The sequence below is a fragment of the Nonomuraea sp. B19D2 genome (assembly GCF_040137845.1).
GTDB lineage: Bacteria > Actinomycetota > Actinomycetes > Streptosporangiales > Streptosporangiaceae > Nonomuraea.
Genome location: NZ_JBEFAK010000012.1, coordinates 117,609 through 135,503 on the forward strand (window position 1 = coordinate 117,609; position 17,895 = coordinate 135,503).

A 17,895-nucleotide genomic window follows, 5' to 3' on the forward strand; every position below is an offset into this window, starting at 1 on the left:
CCACGGGATCAGCGCAGCCGCCGCTCCAGCAGCAGGGCCCCGCGGCCGGCGACCAGCGTGGCGCACCACTCGCGCAGGTCCGCCGGCTTCGGCCCGCTCACCGTGCCCTTCTCCCGGCCGGCCTCCAGCAGGTCGGCCCAGTCCAGCAGCGACTCCGCCAGCATGAGCGGCACGCCGCGCCGCTCGTGCACCTCGGCCGCGGCCTCGAAATGCTCCGCGGCCCGCTGCGGCGAGCCCATCGCCACGCACAGGTGCGCCAGGTAGTGGTGCCCGCAGTGGTGGGCCACCGTGCCGTGCCCGAAGGTCTCCCCGTCGGAGGCCAGCGAGTCGTACAGCTGCCCCGCCAGCTCCGCCCGCCCCAGGCGGGCGGCGGCCACGGCGAGGTTGTCCAGGGCGGGCCGGTGAGCCATGTTGCGGGGCGGCGTCGCGCCCCCGTACGCGAGGATGCGCTCCAGCAGGGGATCGGCCTCCTCGTCGGCCATCTCGCACAGATAGCGCAGCACCGCGTGCACCGGGTCCACGCGCGGCGCCTGGGCGGCGCGGCGCAGCCGGTCGCGCAGCTCCCACAGCCGGCCCTGGAGCCGCCGGATCTCGGCGATCTGCTCCGAGAAGATGGCCACGGCCTCCAGGCGGCGGCCGATCTCCGAGCCCAGCCGCATGGCCGACACCGCCTCGGACTCGGCCTGCGCCAGGTCGCCCTGCATCAGCGTCAGGCCGGCCTTGGAGTAGCCGATCAGCCAGTTGAGGTGCGGCTGAGCCAGCCGGTGCGCCAGCTCGTCGGCCTTGTCGAGCAGCACCGCGGCCTTGGCCACGTCGCCGCCGTCGAGCACCGGGGGAGTGCGCTGCACGTAGGCGTGGAAGAGCGCCAGGTCGTCGCCCGTGCGGCGGGCCGCCTCCAGCATCTCGTCGCCGTCGCGGTGGCGCTGGTGCAGCGGGTCGGCGGGGATGATCGTGAGGCTGCGCAGCCCGAGCACGCCGGCGAGCGTGCGCGGATCGCCCGACTTGCGGGCCAGGGCCACCGCCTCGTCGCTCAGCGCGAAGCGCCGCTCGCCGTCAGGCGCCCAGATGAGCTCAGAGGCGAGCTTGGCCGCCAGCAGCGCCCTGGTGCTCAGGTCGGTGGAGTCGACCAGCCTGCGCGCCTCGGTCAGCAGCGCGATGCGCTGCTGGTCGGGCGCCGCCGAGATGGTGGAGAAGCCGCGGTCGCCGCCGAGCGCCGCCAGGACGATCAGATCGTCGCGCTCGCACTGCCTGGCCAGGTCGGCCGCCTGCGCCAGGGTCTGCCTGGCGTCGGGGTCGCCGGCCAGCCACATCGCCCTGCCGCACTCCACCAGCAGCTCCGCGCGCCGCTCCAGCGTGGCGCCGGGGAAGTCCTGCAGCAGGTCCAGCACCCGCTGGTACCAGGTGACCGCCTCGCGGTGGGCCAGCCCGGCCAGCGCGTGCTGGGCCGCCCGCACGCCCGCCTCGGCCGCGGCGCCGACGCGGGCCGGGTCGCGGCCGTGCTCGGCGGCGGCCGTCAGGTGGGCGGCCACGACGTACGGCCGGGTCTCCATGGCGCGCGGATCCGTCTGGCACAGCACGTCGGCCACCCGCCCGTGCAGCAGCCCGGCGCGCGGCGCGGAGAGCTTGGCGTAGAGGGCGGTTCTGGTCAGCTCGTGGGAGAACCGGCAGGCCCCGCCGCCCGACATGGTGACCAGGCCCGCGCCCATGGCCTCCTCCACCGCGGCCACGAACCTCGCCTCGTCGAGCCCGAGCCCGAGCCGCAGCTCCGCCGACTCCATGCGCTCGCCGACGGCCAGCAGGTTGACCAGGTCTCTGGCGTCCGGGTGGAGCTGCGCCAGCCGGGCCATGACCATCCGCGTCACCGAGTCGGGCACGGCCAGCGCGTCGAGGTCCTTGCCCGCGGCCAGCTCCCTGACCACCTCGCTGATGAGGAACGCGTTGCCGCCGGTGATCCGGTGCAGCAGCTCGGAGTCGCCCCCGCCGCGCACCTCCGCCAGCGCGTGGGAGACCTCGTCCAGCCCGAAGGAGGGGACCTGGATCATGGTGCCGTCGGCGGTCAGCTTGTGCAGCTCCGGCATGGCGGACTCGACCGGCAGGGGCCGCGAGGTGGCCAGGACCAGCAGCGGCAGGGCCTCGGCGTCCCACATGAGGGCGTTGAGCATCTGCAGCGACTCCAGGGTCGCCCACTGCAGGTCGTCGATCACCAGCAGCACCGGCCGTACGGTGGCCAGGCGCTCGATCAGCGTGCGGGCCGCGGCCATCAGGTGGTAGCGCTCGGACACGGGCTCGGTGGCGGGCGGCACCTCCAGCGACAGCGGGGGAGCGGCCAGCGAGGGCGCGAGGCGGACGAGCTGGCCGCACTGCTGGTCGACCCCGGCCCGCAGCAGCAGCGCGGGCGAGGTGCGGGCCAGCCGCTCCACCGCGCCGGCGATCGGCTCGTACGCCTGCCGCGCCGGATCCGTGCACCGCCCCGCCAGCACCGTGAACTGCCGCCTCAGCGCCCGCCTGGCCACCTCGGACGCCAGCCGGGTCTTGCCGACCCCCGGATCACCCTGGAGGATCACCAGCCCGCTGCCGAACTCGGCCGCCGCCAGCTGCCCGTCCAGCGCCCGCAGCTGCTCGTCCCTGCCGACGAACGGCAGCACGTGGCCGTCGTCCAGCCACGGGGCCAGCCCGCCCACCTCGTGGTGGTCGGCGGCCTGCCAGTGCAGCTCGTACGTGTGCATCGGCTCACGCAGCCCCTTGCCCGGCAGCCGCCCCAGATCCTTGAACTCGTGCCGGCTCCGCCCCTGCGCCAGCCGCCGTACGAGATCGGTGCAGAGCACCTGGCCGCCCTCGGCGACGGCGACCAGGCGGGCCGCCTCGACGGTCGGCAGCCCGCTGACGTCGTCGTGGCCCCAGCACACGTCGCCCGCCGCCAGCGCGGCCCTGATGGAGATCTTCTCCAGGGCCCGCTCGTTCTCGTCGGCCACCGCCTGCTCCACCGCGATGATCGCGTCGAGCCCGGCCGTGGCCGAGTCGAAGACGGCCATCAGCCCGTCGCCGAGGCTCTTGGTGAACGTGGCGCCGTTGGCGGTCACCACGGAGCGGAGCAGCTGGTAGAGGCGGCGGAAGACGACGTTGGCGCGTTCCTCGCCGAGCCTGATCCGCATGGCGGTGGAGCTGACCACGTCGGTGAACAGGATCGTCGCCGTGGTCAGCGTGCCTGGCGCGTGGGTGGCGGTCACCTGTGCGGCCCTCCCCGGACAGGCGCTCGCAGGGTCCTGCGGACGGTGCGGCGGATCGCACGCGTCTTCACCGCCGGGCGGGACTGCCTGATCCGCCAGGCGCCGGCCAGCTCCTCGGGGATCCGGAACGCCGCCTGCCCGTCGGAGTGGCGGTCGATCAGGGCGATCACGATCTGCCGCCCGGCCTTGCGCACGAGCCAGCGAACCACGCCGTCGACCGGCCCGGCCAGCTTTGAGTGCCGGTGCGCCGCGCGCGCCACCGTGAACAGCCCCGTGAACCACCAGGCGGGCTTGGGCACCCCGAGCAGCTCGGGCACCCGGTCGGCGCCGTACTTGGCGTCGCGGAAGACCCAGTGCACCAGGCTGCGCGGCAGCTTGCGCCACCCCAGGTGCATGAAGCCCTCCATCTCCGCCAACAGCCTGGCCATCAGCCGGCGGCCCTCGTCGCTGGACTCGTACAGACGGCCCAGGCGCTCGCTGACCGGCTCGACGTCCTCCAGCGTGAGCGGCCGGTCGCGGCAGGCCTCCACGCCCATGAGATGGCCGAACACACTCCAGGTGTAGAGGTGAGCCGCGCGCTGCTCCTCGGACAGCGTCACACCCATGCTCTCCAGAGCCTCCCATGTCACCACGGAGAAGTCGAAGATGGTGGCCAGCAGGAGCTCCTGGTTGACCGGCGGCCCGAACCGGGCGGTGTCCCAGTGGTCAGCGAAGCGCTCGTTGACCAGCGCGCGCACGAACGAGTGCAGGATCCGCAGCCCGATCGCCGTCGTGTGGCCTGGACGTCCCGGCTCCAGGCTGTTGACGGCCTTGAGCCCCATCACGTCGACCAGCATCTGCCCGGTCTCGGCCACCCGGCGGGTGAGGCCGTGCGTGGCCAGCTGCGAGACACCGGCCAGCACCTTGGCGCTGGACACCTCCACGTACGCCATCGGCAGGCACTTGCAGAACAGCGCGGCCGACTGGTAGAGCCCGTAGTCAGCGAACACGGTCTGCCCCTTGGCCAGCAGCTCGCGGTCGTCGCCCCACTCGGGCAGGTCCGCGGCGAAGTCGATGGCCTCGAAGATGTCCGAGGCGGGCGGCTCGCCCGAGGGGGCCCTGGCCTCCCGCTTGGCCGCCGACAGCTCCTGGATCACCGCCTTCACCAGCTCGAGCGGCCCCGTCCCCGCGGGCTGGTCGTCCAGGTAGCCGGCCACCACCTTGTCGATGTCCGGGTCGGCCTGCTGCCTCAGCTGCCGGAACCTCTCCTCCGGCCAGCGGTCTTGATCGTTCATCTACCCCGTACTCCAGATTTCGGTCAGAGGCCACCCCGTTTCCGCAGGGCGGCGACATCCAGCAGCGTGATCGTGCGGCCTTTGACGGCGATGAGGTTCCTCGCGACGAGGGACTGCAGCGCCCGGTTGACCGCCGGCCGTGACGCGCCGATCAGCGCGGCGAGGTCGGACTGGGTCAGCCCGGGCAGGTCCACCACCCCGTCGGACTGGCCGTGCTTGTCGGCCAGCTGCAGCAGCAGCTTGGCCAGCCGCCCGCCCAGGTCGAGGAAGGCCAGGTCGGCTGCCTGGTCGGTGAGCCTGCGCACCATGTGGCCGAGCATGCGCAGGAACTCGTCGGCCAGCCCCGGATGCTCCCGCATGAGCTCCAGCAGCCGCGCCCTGGGCAGCGCGAACACCCACGCCGGGCGCACGGTCATGATCGACGCCGAGCGTGGCGAGCCGTCCAGCAGCGCCATCTCGCCGAAGGTGTCGCCCCGGCCGAGCATGTTGAGCACGATCTCGTCGCCGTGCTCGGTCGTGAACACGACCTTCACCAGGCCGTCCAGCAGCACGTACAGGGACTCTCCCGGATCGCCCTGGTGAATGATGATCTGCCCGGACCGGTAGCGCCTCGACAGCCCGGCCCGCGCCGCGGTCTCGATGCCGCTCTCGCCGAGTACGCGGAACAGCGGGATCTCCGCCAGCACAGAGGCGACCGGCTGGACATCGCGTGGAAACCCGCTCATGCAAGAACTTTAGGCCGCATCCCGCGCACGGGAAGCCGGCGACAAGCGATCTCCCAGGTGTGATGCGGACCACATCTGGACTGTCACGCGCGAGACAGCCCCGGGCGATCACTCGGCGCACCGTAGGTGTGCCGGCCGGTGATGGCGACCCCCCGAGTACCCGGCCCGGCAGGGAGATCGACATGCACCTGGACACCATCGAACGCACCGACACGGCAGCCCTGGTCTCGGCCGCGCAGGACGGCGACGCCGAGGCGTGGGAGCGGCTGGTCGAGGAGTTCAGCCCCATGCTCAAGGCACGCATCCGCCGGTTCAGGCTCAGCCACGAGGACGCCCAGGACGTGCTCCAGACGACCTGGCTGCTGGCCTGGCAGAACCTCAGGAGCGTGGAGGACGGCCAGCGCATGGCCGGCTGGCTGGCCACGATCGCCTTCCGCGAGTGCCTCAAGCTCAGCAAACGCACGAAGGAGATCTGCACCCCCGACCTCGACACGCTGGGCAGCACGGACGACGTGGACCGGGAGCTGGCCAGGATCTGGCTGGCCGGCACGCTGGAGGAGCTGGTCGAGGAGCTGCCGACAGCGCAGCGTGTCCTGTTCAGGGCGCTCACGGAAACCTCCGAGCCGCACTATGTGGACGTGGCACGCAGGCTGGGCAGGCCGGTCGGAAGCATCGGGCCCACCCGAGCCCGCTGTTTCGCGAAGCTACGCGGCCTCCTTCAGGCCCGCGAGATCACCCGCGACTTCCTGGACTGACTCACTTCGCGGACGGGTCAAGCCGGATCGCCTCCAGGAACGGCTCGAAGTCGAAGTGCGCCATCTCGTACGCGTCCGGGTCGGACTCCGCCGGATACCGGTAGAGCCGGCGGCCGCCCCGGGCGAGCATGCCGCTGACGGCCTCGGGGACCAGCCCGCGCCGCATCTCCTCGGCGAGGCCGTCGGCGACGTCCTTGGCGAAGGGCACGTCGTAGAGCTCGGCGACGTGCTGGTAGACGCGGAAATAGCTGACGATGAAGCGCATGCGGTCGGGGTAGGACACCCAGTCGGCCACGCTGGCCGTGGACGCCTCCTGGTCCTCGGTGATGAACTCCTCGGCCAGTTTGCGTACCTTCTCGTTCTGGATCGGCGCCCAGGCCTTCGCCATGTCCACTCCTGCCGGCGCCGTGAGCGGCCTGCCGACCTTGATGTCGCTGAGCGGCGTCTGCACGGCGAACAGGTGGCGGGTGTAGAGCGAGGACCACTTCTCCTCCAGCCGGCGCGTCAGCCACGGCTGGTCCTCGTGCCGCGCGGCGTACAGGCGGAACCTGGGGAAGGGCCGCCGGGTGACCAGCGAGCGCAGCGACCGCCACGACACCCGCGTCAGCCACCTGACCGGCCGGTAGAGCACCAGCTCCAGCGCCTTCTGCGCGCGGGCCTGCTCGTAGGCGGACAGCGCGATGTTGGCGCCGAACATGAGCTCGGCCCGGTCCTCGGGGTCGGTGGCCTGCCTGGCCTCGACCAGGAACTGCGCGGCGTCCCTCAGGTAGCGGTCGTCGGCCTCCGACAGCAGGTCGGTCAGGAACTCCGGCGGGGTCGGCGTCAGCTCCGACTCCGGGCTCACCCTCAGGTAGCGGTCGGGCGAGTCGTTCCACAGGTTGACGGCCAGGCTGGCGGTCTCCAGGAAGATCGCCCGGTTGGCCAGCGCGAGCCCGAGCTGGTAGCTGGGGCCGAGCAGGGTGAGCAGCACCGCCCTGAACACCCTCCTGAAGCGGTGGGGCACCCTCATCTTCCGGCTGAAGTCCATGATGAACGGCGAGTCGGGGCCCAGGTCGAGGCTCTCCCCGATGGCCTTGGAGGTCCAGGTGGCGTAGCAGTACCAGTTGGTCGCGTCCTTGCCCAGGTGCTGGGCGAGGTCCCCGGCGACGCGGTGGTAGCTGTAGGCGATGACCATCGCCTCAAGTGCCGGGCTCCGGTCCTTGTACGCGGCGATGCGCAGGACGTCGTCCGCGGTCATCGGAGTGTCGGACATGGGTTCTCCCGTTGGTTCGCCTCGAGGAGATAAGAGCGTCTCCAGCGGCGTCAGATACGTCCGGCGGCCCGCCTTTCCCCCGTGACCGCCAGCCAGGAGCGTAGGGCGCGTGACTTGCGGCGGGCTTGCAGGATGCCGAGCGGCCGCAAGCGCCGCCCCGGGCGGGCCGCCCGGGGCGGCGCGCCTCATTCCTTGACCGCAATCTTGCTGAGCACCACGAACCCGCCGAGCGCCCCCGCGGTGCCGGCGGCGGTCGTGGTGGTGAGGTTGACCACCAGGTCATAGATCCCGGGGGCGAGCTGGCCGCGCATGGGGACGGACGCGGTATATCGGCCCGAGCCGGGGGTGAAGGTCAGCTCCACGGGGGGTGAGGGGTGCCTCGTCTCGCCGCCTCCCACCAGGTCGGCGATGATCTCCAAATTCCAGCGGCCCGCCAGCCAGTCGACGAGCTCGCCGGTGACCTCCCAGTTCACGTCCACGGTCCAACCCTCGTTACTCCGTACGACGTCCGTGGGTTGCGCGCCGGGATCGACAACCTGGCTGTGGAGAACGCCGGCTAACTGCTCGGCCGGTACCTTCATCACCTGGAATTCTCCAGTAGCCATTCCGATCTCCTTCTCCGGTGGGAACGTCGTCCCCGTGTGAATGACCAGAGCGGCGATGGAGGCGGCGAAATACGCGTCCGTGTTGTCAATAAATGCCGGGTATTAGGCACGCCGGGCGGCGTCACCGTTCCCTGATGCGCACCATGTCGGGGCCGAGCCCGGCGACCCCGCCGGCGCCCAGCAGCTGAAGGGTGCGTACGAGCTCGGCGTGCAGCAGGTCGAGCACCCGGCGCACGCCGAGCTCCCCGCCGGCCATCAGCCCGTACAGGTAGGCCCGGCCGATGAAGCAGGCCCTGGCGCCCAGCGCGACCGCCGCGGCCACGTCGGCCCCGTTCCGCACGCCTCCGTCCAGGAAGACCTCCGTGCGGTCGCCCACGGCGGCCACCACGTGGGGCAGCAGCTCCAGCGGCGTGGGGGAGCGGTCGAGCTGGCGCCCGCCGTACGACGATGCCGTCCACCGTTCCTCGACACTGAGCAGGAATGAAACCCGTGCAGCGGCGCGCCCCGAACGGTCTTGGGCGCACTGGTCCCCCACGTACAACCCCGGGCGGCGACGCACGTCCCGCGTGCGGTCCGATCCGGAGCGGCGGGTTCCCTTTCGACCTGGTCGTGCCGACGCGGTCAGAGGCAACCGGAGAGGCCCTGGACCATCGCTCCGGTGGAACGGGGGCCCTGGAACCGACACCGCATCAGCCGTCCAGATCGCTACGAAGCGTAGGTGATCCGTGACAATACGTCAACGCAGGTGCTCACTCAAGCGAGCTCATGCACACAGGAATCCCTGCCCCGGCCACCGGCACGTCCACGGTCACCACCAGCACGTCCATGCCCGCCTCCCGCGCCAGGGAGAGCGTCTCCAGGTTGCGGGCGCGGTCGCGGACCACGTACAGCTGGAACCAGTTCCACCCGCCGGGCGCCGCGGCGGCCACGCTCGCGGCGGTCGTGGTGCCCATGGTGGACAGCGTGTACGGCACCCCCGCCCGCTCGGCCGCCCGCGCCACGGCCCGCTCGCCCTTGCGGTGCATCATCCGGGTGAACCCGGTGGGCCCCAGCACGACCGGCATCGCGATCCGCCGGCCCAGGATCTCGACGGCGGTCGGGGCCTCGGCGACGTCGCGCAGGACCCGCGGGCTGAACTCCACCCGTTCGAACGCCTCCACCGCCCTGGCCATCGAAAACTCCTTCAAGGCGGGCGACGCGCGGGTAGTGTGTGCTCACCGCCGGGAGGGCGGAGTTCGCGACGGCCAGACCGGTCGTGCGGGCTGGGGCGTGGAAACCCGTGTCAGCGGGGCTGGAAGGTGAATCGCCAAGCAACAGCGTCTCGCCCTGTCGCACAGCCACAGGGCCGGGGCGGCTGAAATCCCCTTGATTCACCCGTGGGGAGCGCTTCAAATCCAGGACGGTACCAAAGGTACGGTTGAGTGGTGATCGACGACTGGGCAGCGGTGGCGGGGGAGTCCCCCGCCTCCCTGGCCACGGGGGCGGAGCTGATCGCCCGCTGGTCTGAGCCGCGCCGCCGCTACCACACCCTCGACCACCTCGCCGCCGTGCTCTCCGCGGTCTCCCAGCTCGCGCCCCTGGCCGGCGATCTCGCGGCCGTACGCCTCGCCGCCTGGTTCCATGACGCCGTCTACGACGGGCGGCCGGGCTGGGACGAGGAGCGCAGCGCCCAGCTCGCCCAGTCCAGGCTCCCCGCGTGCGGCGTGCCCGCCGCACGGGTGGCCGAGGTGGCCAGGCTGGTACGCCTCACCGCCGCCCACGACACGCTGGCCGCCGGGGACCGGAACGGCGCCGTGCTGTGCGACGCCGACCTGGCCGTGCTCGGCCGGCCCGGATATGACGATTACGCGGCCAGGATCCGGCAGGAGTACGCCCATGTGCCCGACGACCTGTTCAGGAAGGGGCGGGCCGAGGTGCTGCGGCGGCTGCTGGCCCTACCGCGCCTCTACCGGACGGAACGCGCGCGCGAGCTGTGGGAGGAGCGGGCGCGGGCGAACCTGTCACGGGAGCTGGCGGCGCTTGCGTCCGGGCGTGGCTAGCGTCGTTTCCTGCGGCGCAGCCCGGAGGCGACCAGCCGTAAGAGCAGCTCCCGCGAGCTGACCGCCTCGGCCCCCAGCTCCACCGCCAGGGCGTGCACGGTCTCCGGCACGTCGTAGTGATCCCGGTCGAACGCCCGCTCCGGCACCCCGAGCCGCGCGGCGAAGTCGTGCAGCTCCTTCAGCGAGCGGTCGCTGACCAGATGCGACCACATCAGGCCACGCGGCCCTGGCCAGTTGGGCGGGTCGATGAGAACGGTCACGACCTCAAGGGTAGGGGCCGTACGCGTGCTCATGACGCGGGGTCACGACGTCACAGGCGGGACCTTGCCCTGGATCGCCAGCTCGGCCAGGTCGGACACCACGACCTCGGCGCCCGCCGCGCGCAGGTCGCCCGCGCCGCCGCCTTCCCTGGCCACCGCGACGACCAGCCCGAACCCGCCCTTCCTGCCCGCCGCCACGCCGGGCAGGGCCGCGTCCACCACCGCGACCCTGGCCGCGGGGAGCGCCAGGCGGCGCGCCGCCTCCAGGTAGAGCGCGGGGTCGGGCTTGCCCGGCAGGTTCATCAGCGCCGCGTCGTTGCCGTCCACCAGCAGGTCGAACAGGTGCATCACCCCGGCCGAGGTGACGAGCTTGCGGCCGTGCAGGCTGGCGGAGACCGCCGCCGTACGGGCGCCTCGCCGGCGCAGCTCGTGCAGGAGCGCCACCGTGGACGGGAACGCGGCCACCCCGTACTTCTCCACCTGGGCCATGAAGGTCTGGTCCTTGGCCAGGCCGAGCCCGTGCACGGTCGCCGCGCCCGGCTCGTCGTCGGGCGAGCCCTCGGGCACCGTGATGCCGCGGGCATCGAGGAAGGCGCGGATGCCGTCGAGGCGCGGGCGGCCGTCCACGTGGCGCAGATAGTCGTCGCGGATGTCGAACGGCTCCGAGCGGCCGCGCAGGAACGCGTCGAAGACGTGCTTCCAGGCGGCCGCGTGCCCTCGAGCGGTGTCGGTGACCACGCCGTCGGTGTCGAACACGACGGCGTTGATCGAGGTCAGATCGATGACAGGCTCGTTCACATTGCGAACGTAACCTCTCTACCAGGCGACGGGTAGCTCTTTGACTCCGTAGACGATGGCGAGTTCCCTGAACGGCACCTCGCCCGCGACGTGCAGCCCCGGAAAGCGGCGCAGCAGGGCGGGGAAGGCGATGCGCATCTCCATCTGCGCGAGCGGCGCGCCGATGCAGCGGTGGATGCCGTGGCCGAAGGCCATGTGCGAGCCCGCCGTCTCCCTGCCGGGCCGTACCTGGTCCATGTCCTCGCCCAGGGCGGGGTCGCGGTTGGCGCCGGTGAGTGAGCAGAGCACCATCTCGCCCTTCTTGATCGGCACGCCGTGCAGCTCGAGGTCGTCGCGGGCGAAGCGCGGGAAGGCCACCTGGACGACCGTCATGTAGCGCAGCAGCTCCTCGACGACGTCGTTGATGTACCCGTCGACCTCGCGGACCTTGGCGGCCTCCTCGGGATTGCGGAGCAGCCACAGGGTGCCGAGGGCGAGCATGCTGGTGCTGGTGTCGTGCCCGCCGGTCAGCAGCCCGTCGGCCATGCTGGCCAGCGTACGGTCGTCGAGCTCGTCACCGTGCTCGCGCAGCAGCTGCCCGAGCAGCCCCTCGCCCGGGTTCTGCCGCTCCCTCGCGACCAGGTCGATCAGGTACGTCATGGCGTCGTTGATCGCCTGCAGGGACGCCTCCGGCCCGGCCGTGAAGTCGAACCGGTCCTTGCTGATCTTCACGAAGTCGGCGCGCTCCTCGTACGGGACGCCGAGCAGCTCGCACACCACCAGCGACGGGATCGGCAGCGCGAACTCCTCGAACAGGTCCACCGGGGAGCCCTTGGCCTCGATGCGGTCGAGGTACTCCTCGACCATCGCCTCGATGCGCGGCTCCAGCCTGCGCAGGCGGCGCATGGTGAACTCGGGGGTCAGGTACTTGCGCAGCCGCGTGTGCTCGGGCGGGTCGCGGAACCCCAGGCCGCCCGGGTCCTCCTGGTTGGAGCCCAGGCCGATCACCCCGGCGAAGTCGTTGCTGAAGCGCTCGTGGTCGCTCAGGACGCTCCGAACGTCTTCCCAGCGGGTGATGAGGAACACGGTCTGGCCGCCGGGGATCTCCATGGGGAAGACCGGCTGCTCGGTCCGGATGCGTGCGAGCTCGCCCACGGGGTCGAATCCGTCACGCATGAACTGGACGAGGGGGAACTCATTGTCTGACATCGATATCCGTCCTGCTGGGATACATCACACCATGTCGGGATAAATCCCTGCGTAGATGGTCCCATCAGGAACAGCGGATGTTGCCCTCCGAAAGGACGAATTTCCACCCCACCTTGCGGATGTGTACTCCATGGCAGCGGGACGCTCTACGCGCCGTGGCCGGCCAGGACCGTGGCCGCTTCGCCGGGCGACGGCTCGCTGCGATGGCGGGTGTGCGGGGGCGGTTCGGGCAGCGGGGCCTCTATCCCTCCCGCCACCCAGCCGCGTGTCACGTTGGACGGCGGCGCACGAGCGCCTGACACATCCGTCCGCCCGGGCCGGAACAGCAGTGAAACAGGGGCAAAATGGGGCAGCAGATGTCGTTTGGCGTACAAGATGGCGACATTCTGCGATGATCTCGTCGCATAGAGCCGGAGTTTGAGCCCTCACGGATAGTGACTGATGCCGACATTTGAGGAAATAGCAGCCTTCGTCACCGAGAAGCCGCTCGCCACCGCTGTCATCGCGCTGCTGAGCCTGGCGGGGCTGGCGCTGGCGTTCCTGGTGATCAGGGTCGCCTGGCGCGCCACCACCTGGTTGTTCGCCCGATACGTCGCCCGTCGTCCCATCGAGGACGTGCTGACCATCGTGGCCGCGTCCATCGCCACCGGTGTGTCCGCGCAGGGCATGTGGCGCTTCTCCGGGGACGTGCTGGGCCTGGACGGGCCGCTGAGGCTGCTGCTGTTCGCGTTCATCGAGGTCGCGATCATCACGAGCGCGGTACGCGCCCGTCGCAACATGCGCGAGAACTTCTCCGCCGGGATCGACGGCATCGCCGTGTGGGCACTGACCTGTCTGACCGCCGTGCTGTCCAGCATGGACGCGCGCAGCCTGCCCGAGGCGGTGTTCAGGCTGGCCGCGCCGCTGGTGGCCGCCTGGCTGTGGGAGCGCGGCATGGCCATCGAACGCCACCGCATCCGCGGCACCGGCCGCATCAACTGGCGCCTGACGCCCGAGCGGCTGCTGGTCAGGATGGGCCTGGCCGAGGTCAGCGACCGTACGGCGAGCGAGGTCGACGCCCACCGCAGGCTGACCCGCGTCGCGCTGGCCGCCAAGCGGGCCAAGGCGCTGCGCGAGGCCGGGGCCTCCGACCGCAAGATGCGCGCCGCGCTGGCCAAGCTCGACAAGGCCATGGACCAGGCCGTCGAACACACCGGGCTGGCCGTCGACCAGGCTCGCCAGGAGGCGCTCCTGGCCCAGATCGCCGCCCTGTACAACACCACCGCCCTCATCGACGCCGACCCCCGCGTGCCGTGGGAGCCCGAGCCCGAGCAGAACCCGGTGCCCGCCCGCCCGGCGCTGCCGCCCGCCCTGGCCGAACTCGTCGAGGAGGAGGACGAGGACATCGAGGTGCTCGACACCACCCCGCACGTCGTCGACACCGCCCAGCGGGCGGCGCTGATGCGCAAGGCCCGCGCGTACTGGGACCGCCAGATCGCCAAGGGCATCGTGCCGCGTACGGTGGACATCGCCCAGGAGATCGGCATCTCGCTGGCCACGGCCCGCGAGTATCGTGCCCTGTGGAAGCTCGAGCCGCAGGCACACGCCCTCATCGAGGCGCTGTTCCAGCAGCACGGCATCGTCGACACGGGCGCCTTCCCCGCCATCGCGGACGACGGGAGGGTGCTGACCAAGTCGTAGGGGGAGCACGCTTGCGGGAGCGCACGCTCGAACGCGTCAGGAAACTCCTGGCCAAGGCCGAACGCACCGACAACGAGCACGAGCGCGCGACGTTCATGGCGGCCGCGTCGGCGCTGATGGCCAAGCACGGCATCGACTCGCTCCCCCCGGCGGGCACGCGGCAGACACCCGGCGACCGGATCGTCACCCTGCCCAACCCGTGGGCCAGGGAGAAGGCCCGCCTCGTGAGCCTGGTGGCGCAGGCGGTGCGGTGCCGTCCCCTGCTCATCGGGCGCGGGGAGGCGGGCGGCCAGCGGGTGCACGTGTTCGGGTTCGCCGCCGACCTGGAGCGGGCCGACCTGCTCGCCACGTCGCTGCTGCTGCAGATGGCGACCGGGCTGGCTCGGGTGCGGGTGCCCGGCGAAGTGACCTCCGTGCGGGCGTACCGGCGGTCGTGGTTGCTGGGGTTCACGGACGAGGTGTACCGGTTGCTGTGCGCGGCGGAGTCCCGGGCCGAGGAGGTCAGTACGGGCGCCGCGCTGGTGCTGGCCGACCGGCGGGCCGAGGTGGAGCGGGTGGTGGCGGCCCGCTACTCGGACATCCGGGTGAGCGTGCCCCGGACCAGCGGCACCGGCTACCGGGACGGAGTGGCCGCCGGCCGCAGCGCCGACCTCGGCCGCACCGGGATGACCACCGTCACCGCCCCCGAGCTGACCCCAGGCTGAACCCTCCGCACACCCCGTCCTGAGCCACCAGCGCCCTCTGCTCGGCCGCCCCACGCCCGCCGCCTCGCACGCGTCGGGCCCGTGCAGGGGTACGTCGCCGAGGCGCGGGACGGCGGGGGCGGTCAGCCCAGCGAGGCGGAGACCAGGGAGCGGGCCTCTTCCTGGACCTTGGCCAGGTGGTCGGGGCCGCGGAACGACTCGGCGTAGATCTTGTAGACGTCCTCCGTCCCCGAAGGCCGCGCGGCGAACCAGGCGCTCTCCGTCGAGACCTTCACCCCGCCCAGCTCCGCCCCGTTGCCGGGCGCCGAGGTCTGCACGGCCGTGATCGGCTCGCCGGCCAGCGACGACGCCGTCACCTGCGTGGCCGACAGCTTCGCGAGCACCGCCTTCTCCTCGCGCGTCGCCGGGGCGTCCACCCGGGCGTACGCGGGCTCCCCGAACCGCTCGACCAGCTCGCGGTAGTGCGCGCTCGGCGACTTGCCGGTGACGGCCAGGATCTCCGATGCGAGCAGCGCCAGGATGATGCCGTCCTTGTCGGTGGACCACACGGACCCGTCCCGCCGCAGGAACGACGCCCCCGCGCTCTCCTCGCCCCCGAAGCCCAGCGACCCGTCCAGCAGCCCCGGGACGAACCACTTGAAGCCCACCGGAACCTCATGGAGCCGCCGCCCCAAAGAGGACGCGACCCGGTCGATGATCTGGCTGCTGACCATGGTCTTGCCCACCCCGGCGTCGGCGGGCCAGCCGTCGCGGTGCGTGTAGAGGTAGGAGATGGCGACGGCGAGGTAGTGGTTGGGGTTCAGGAGGCCGCCGTCGGGGGTGACGACGCCGTGCCGGTCGGCATCGGCGTCGTTTCCGGTGGAAATGTCGTATTTATCCCGGTTGGAGATAAGAGAAGCCATCGCGTACGGCGACGAGCAGTCCATCCGGATCTTGCCGTCCCAGTCGAGCGTCATGAACCGCCACGTCGGATCCACCAGCGGATTGACCACGGTCAGATCGAGCCGGTGCCGCTCGGCGATCTCCCCCCAGTACGCCACGCTGGCCCCGCCCAGCGGATCGGCCCCGATCCGCACCCCGGCCGCCCGGATGGCGTCGATGTCCAGCACGGACGGCAGGTCGTCCACGTACATCCCGAGGAAGTCGTAACGCCCCACCACGTCCAGGGCCTTGGCGTACGAGACCCGCAGCACGCTCTCCAGCCCGCTCGCCAGCAGCCGGTTGGCCCGGTCCTGGATCCACGTGGTCGCGTCGGTGTCGGCGGGACCTCCGTGCGGCGGGTTGTACTTGAACCCGCCGTCACCGGGCGGGTTGTGCGACGGCGTGATCACGACGCCGTCCGCCAGGCCCGTGGTGCGCCCCTGGTTGTGCCGCAGGATGGCGTGCGAGACGGCAGGCGTCGGCGTGTAGCCGTCGCGCGTGTCGATCAGCACCTCGACCCCGTTGGCCGCGAGCACCTCCAGCGCCGACACCCGCGCGGGCTCGGAGAGCGCATGAGTGTCAATGCCGAGGAACAGCGGCCCGTCGGTGCCCATCGACCGCCGGTAGTCGCAGATGGCCTGACTGGTCGCCAGGATGTGGCCCTCGTTGAACGCCGCCTTCAGCGACGACCCCCGGTGCCCCGACGTGCCGAACGCCACCCGCTGCCCCGCGTCGCCGGGATCGGGATGCAGGGCGTAATAGGACGTCACGAGCCTGGCGACGTCGACGAGGTCGGCGGGCTGAGCGGGCTGTCCTGCGCGTTCGTGCGTCATAGAGGCCACTTTACAAATCCGGCAGGGCCCGGCGGATGACCGCACGTCGACACGGGCAGGTACAGTCGCGTCAGTCACTAGAACGGAGTTCTGTTATGCGATTCGGATATTACCTGGCCGAGCGGAAAGAGCCGGACCTGATCGGCGGGTTGCGCGACCAGATCGCCCAGGCGGCGGCGGACGGCTTCACCTCCGCCTGGCTCTCCAACATCTTCGGCCTCGACGCGCTCACCGCCCTGGCCGTCGCCGGCAGCCAGGTGCCCGGCATCGAGCTCGGCACCGCCGTCGTGCCGACCTATCCACGCCATCCGGCCGCCCTGGCCCAGCAGGCCATGACCGCCAACGCCGCCCTCGGCGGGCGCCTCGCGCTCGGCATCGGCCTGTCACACCAGATGGTCATCGAGGACATGTACGGCTACAGCTTCGAGCGTCCCTACCGCCACATGAAGGAGTACCTCGACATCCTGCTCCCGCTCAGCAGGGGCGAGCACGTCACGTACGAGGGCGCGACGCTCAAGGCCGACCTGCAGCTCACCACGCCGGGCGCCGGCTTCCCCGTGCTGATCGCCGCCCTCGGCCCGCGCATGCTCAAGCTGGCGGGCACCGTGGCCGACGGCACCGTCCTGTGGATGACCGGCCCCAGGACGGTCGCCGAGCACATCGCGCCCACCATCAACGCGGCGGCCGCCGAGGCGGGCCGCGAGGCGCCCAGGATCGTCTGCGCGCTGCCGATCTGCGTCACCGACGACCCGGCCGCCGCCGTCGATCGCGCGAACGAGATCTTCGCGGTGTACGGACAGCTCCCCTCCTATCGTGCGATGCTCGACAAGGAAGGCGCGGCCACCCCGGGCGACGTCGCCATCGTCGGCGACGAGGACACCGTGCTGGCCAAGATCGACCAGCTGCGGCAGGCCGGTGTGACCGACTTCGTGGGCTCCGTGTTCGCGGGCAGGGAACGCACGCGGAACCTCCTGATCGGCGCGGCAAAGGGCTAAGCTTCGGCGGGGTGAATCGTGTGCTCCACGGCATAGATGTGTCCAACTGGCAGGGGACCGTCGACTGGGCCGATCACGCCGACGCAGGGGTGGCCTTCGCGTTCGCCAAGGCCACCGAGGGCGGCGACTACACCGACAAGAAGTTCGCGCGTAACTGGAACGGCATGCGCGAGAGCTGGCTCGTCTGCGGCGCCTACCACTTCGCCAGGCCCAAGGGCGATCCCATCGAGCAGGCGCGGCACTTCCTGGCCACGATCAGGTCCGCCGGCGGGCTGCGCCGCGGCGACCTGGTGGCCCTCGACCTGGAGACCAACGACGGGCTGCGCCCCGAGCAGGTCGCCCGCTACGCGCGCCGCTGGTGCCACCACATCGAGCGGCACGGCGGCGTACGGCCCTTCGTCTACACCTTCCAGGCGTTCGCGCGCGACGGGCACTGCGCGGGCCTGGGCGAATACCCGCTGTGGATCGCCGCTCCCGATCGGCCGCGCGCCCGGCCCATAACGCCGCGGCCCTGGCGAGACTGGACGATCCACCAGTACTCCCACAGCCCGCTCGACCGCAACGTCTTCCACGGGACCAGGCAGGAGCTGACAAAGCTGGGGTTTCACCCGCGATAGCATCGGTGTTCACCAACGAAGC

17 protein-coding genes are annotated in these 17,895 nt (G+C 71.5%); 6 read left to right on the forward strand and 11 right to left on the reverse strand.

The genetic code is table 11. The features are described 5' to 3' along the window. Positions 1-8: 8 nt before the first annotated feature. From ABN273_RS23205 to ABN273_RS23215, 3 genes are read right to left on the reverse strand one after another with little or no spacing between them, the layout of a single operon-like run. On the reverse strand, positions 9-3,227 hold the full coding sequence (locus ABN273_RS23205; RefSeq protein WP_349451052.1) for an ATP-binding protein: 3,219 nt from the start codon (positions 3,225-3,227) through the stop codon (positions 9-11). After that, positions 3,224-4,501: an oxygenase MpaB family protein gene (locus ABN273_RS23210; protein ID WP_349451053.1), complete on the reverse strand. Its 1,278-nt coding sequence runs from the start codon at positions 4,499-4,501 to the stop codon at positions 3,224-3,226. The genes ABN273_RS23205 and ABN273_RS23210 overlap by 4 nt, the downstream gene beginning before the upstream one ends. 23 nt (positions 4,502-4,524) lie before the next feature. Beyond that, a complete protein-coding gene (locus ABN273_RS23215) occupies positions 4,525-5,226 on the reverse strand; it encodes a Crp/Fnr family transcriptional regulator (protein WP_349451054.1) in 702 nt (233 codons plus the stop codon). A 182-nt stretch (positions 5,227-5,408) separates the two neighbouring features. Here ABN273_RS23215 and ABN273_RS23220 point away from each other — a divergent pair, with 182 nt between their 5' ends. Beyond that, entirely contained in the window at positions 5,409-5,981 is a 573-nt protein-coding gene (locus ABN273_RS23220) for an RNA polymerase sigma factor (RefSeq protein ID WP_349451055.1), read from the forward strand. A gap of 1 nt (position 5,982) precedes the next feature. On the opposite strand, the gene ABN273_RS23225 is transcribed toward ABN273_RS23220, so the two are convergent. The 4 genes from ABN273_RS23225 to ABN273_RS23240 form a co-directional block, all read right to left on the reverse strand. After that, positions 5,983-7,233 carry a hypothetical protein gene (locus ABN273_RS23225; RefSeq protein WP_349451056.1) on the reverse strand — a complete coding sequence of 417 codons (1,251 nt, stop codon included), beginning with the start codon at positions 7,231-7,233 and terminating at the stop codon, positions 5,983-5,985. 185 nt (positions 7,234-7,418) lie between these two features. Then, a complete protein-coding gene (locus ABN273_RS23230) occupies positions 7,419-7,838 on the reverse strand; it encodes a hypothetical protein (protein WP_349451057.1) in 420 nt (139 codons plus the stop codon). Between the two features lie 121 nt (positions 7,839-7,959). Next, the gene (locus tag ABN273_RS23235) at positions 7,960-8,397 is read right to left on the reverse strand and encodes an alpha-hydroxy-acid oxidizing protein (RefSeq protein WP_349451058.1); all 438 of its coding nucleotides are present in this window, start codon (positions 8,395-8,397) and stop codon (positions 7,960-7,962) included. A gap of 190 nt (positions 8,398-8,587) precedes the next feature. Beyond that, positions 8,588-9,010: an alpha-hydroxy-acid oxidizing protein gene (locus ABN273_RS23240; RefSeq protein ID WP_502911115.1), complete on the reverse strand. Its 423-nt coding sequence runs from the start codon at positions 9,008-9,010 to the stop codon at positions 8,588-8,590. Between the two features lie 255 nt (positions 9,011-9,265). Between ABN273_RS23240 and ABN273_RS23245 the strand changes: the two genes are divergently transcribed. Beyond that, positions 9,266-9,877, forward strand: coding sequence for an HD domain-containing protein (locus tag ABN273_RS23245; RefSeq protein ID WP_502911120.1), 612 nt, complete (start codon positions 9,266-9,268; stop codon positions 9,875-9,877). Here the strand turns inward: ABN273_RS23245 and ABN273_RS23250 are convergent. Genes ABN273_RS23250 through ABN273_RS23260 form a run of 3 tightly spaced genes read right to left on the reverse strand, consistent with a single transcriptional unit; the run spans position 9,874 to position 12,123 of the window. Further along, complete coding sequence (locus ABN273_RS23250; RefSeq protein ID WP_349451061.1) at positions 9,874-10,137, reverse strand: DUF4031 domain-containing protein; 264 nt, start codon at positions 10,135-10,137, stop codon at positions 9,874-9,876. The two genes, ABN273_RS23245 and ABN273_RS23250, sit on opposite strands and share 4 nt — an antisense overlap. 42 nt (positions 10,138-10,179) lie before the next feature. Continuing rightward, positions 10,180-10,935, reverse strand: a complete 756-nt coding sequence (locus ABN273_RS23255) for an HAD family hydrolase (protein WP_349451062.1) — start codon at positions 10,933-10,935, stop codon at positions 10,180-10,182. A gap of 18 nt (positions 10,936-10,953) precedes the next feature. Next, positions 10,954-12,123 (reverse strand): cytochrome P450, encoded by a 1,170-nt coding sequence (locus ABN273_RS23260; protein WP_349451063.1) that lies wholly within the window; start codon positions 12,121-12,123, stop codon positions 10,954-10,956. Between the two features lie 441 nt (positions 12,124-12,564). On the opposite strand from ABN273_RS23260, the gene ABN273_RS23265 reads away from it, so the two are divergent. Together ABN273_RS23265 and ABN273_RS23270 are read left to right on the forward strand one after the other, a co-directional pair. After that, complete coding sequence (locus tag ABN273_RS23265) at positions 12,565-13,803, forward strand: hypothetical protein (RefSeq protein WP_349451064.1); 1,239 nt, start codon at positions 12,565-12,567, stop codon at positions 13,801-13,803. Between the two features lie 11 nt (positions 13,804-13,814). After that, complete coding sequence (locus ABN273_RS23270) at positions 13,815-14,507, forward strand: DUF2786 domain-containing protein (protein WP_349451065.1); 693 nt, start codon at positions 13,815-13,817, stop codon at positions 14,505-14,507. Between the two features lie 122 nt (positions 14,508-14,629). Here the strand turns inward: ABN273_RS23270 and pgm are convergent, their stop codons facing one another. Then, the gene (gene pgm, locus ABN273_RS23275; protein WP_349451066.1) at positions 14,630-16,261 is read right to left on the reverse strand and encodes a phosphoglucomutase (alpha-D-glucose-1,6-bisphosphate-dependent); all 1,632 of its coding nucleotides are present in this window, start codon (positions 16,259-16,261) and stop codon (positions 14,630-14,632) included. A 95-nt stretch (positions 16,262-16,356) separates the two neighbouring features. Here pgm and ABN273_RS23280 point away from each other — a divergent pair, with 95 nt between their 5' ends. Further along, entirely contained in the window at positions 16,357-17,256 is a 900-nt protein-coding gene (locus ABN273_RS23280; RefSeq protein ID WP_349451067.1) for an LLM class F420-dependent oxidoreductase, read from the forward strand. Between the two features lie 11 nt (positions 17,257-17,267). Beyond that, positions 17,268-17,873: a glycoside hydrolase family 25 protein gene (locus ABN273_RS23285; protein WP_349451068.1), complete on the forward strand. Its 606-nt coding sequence runs from the start codon at positions 17,268-17,270 to the stop codon at positions 17,871-17,873. Positions 17,874-17,895 lie beyond the last annotated feature (22 nt).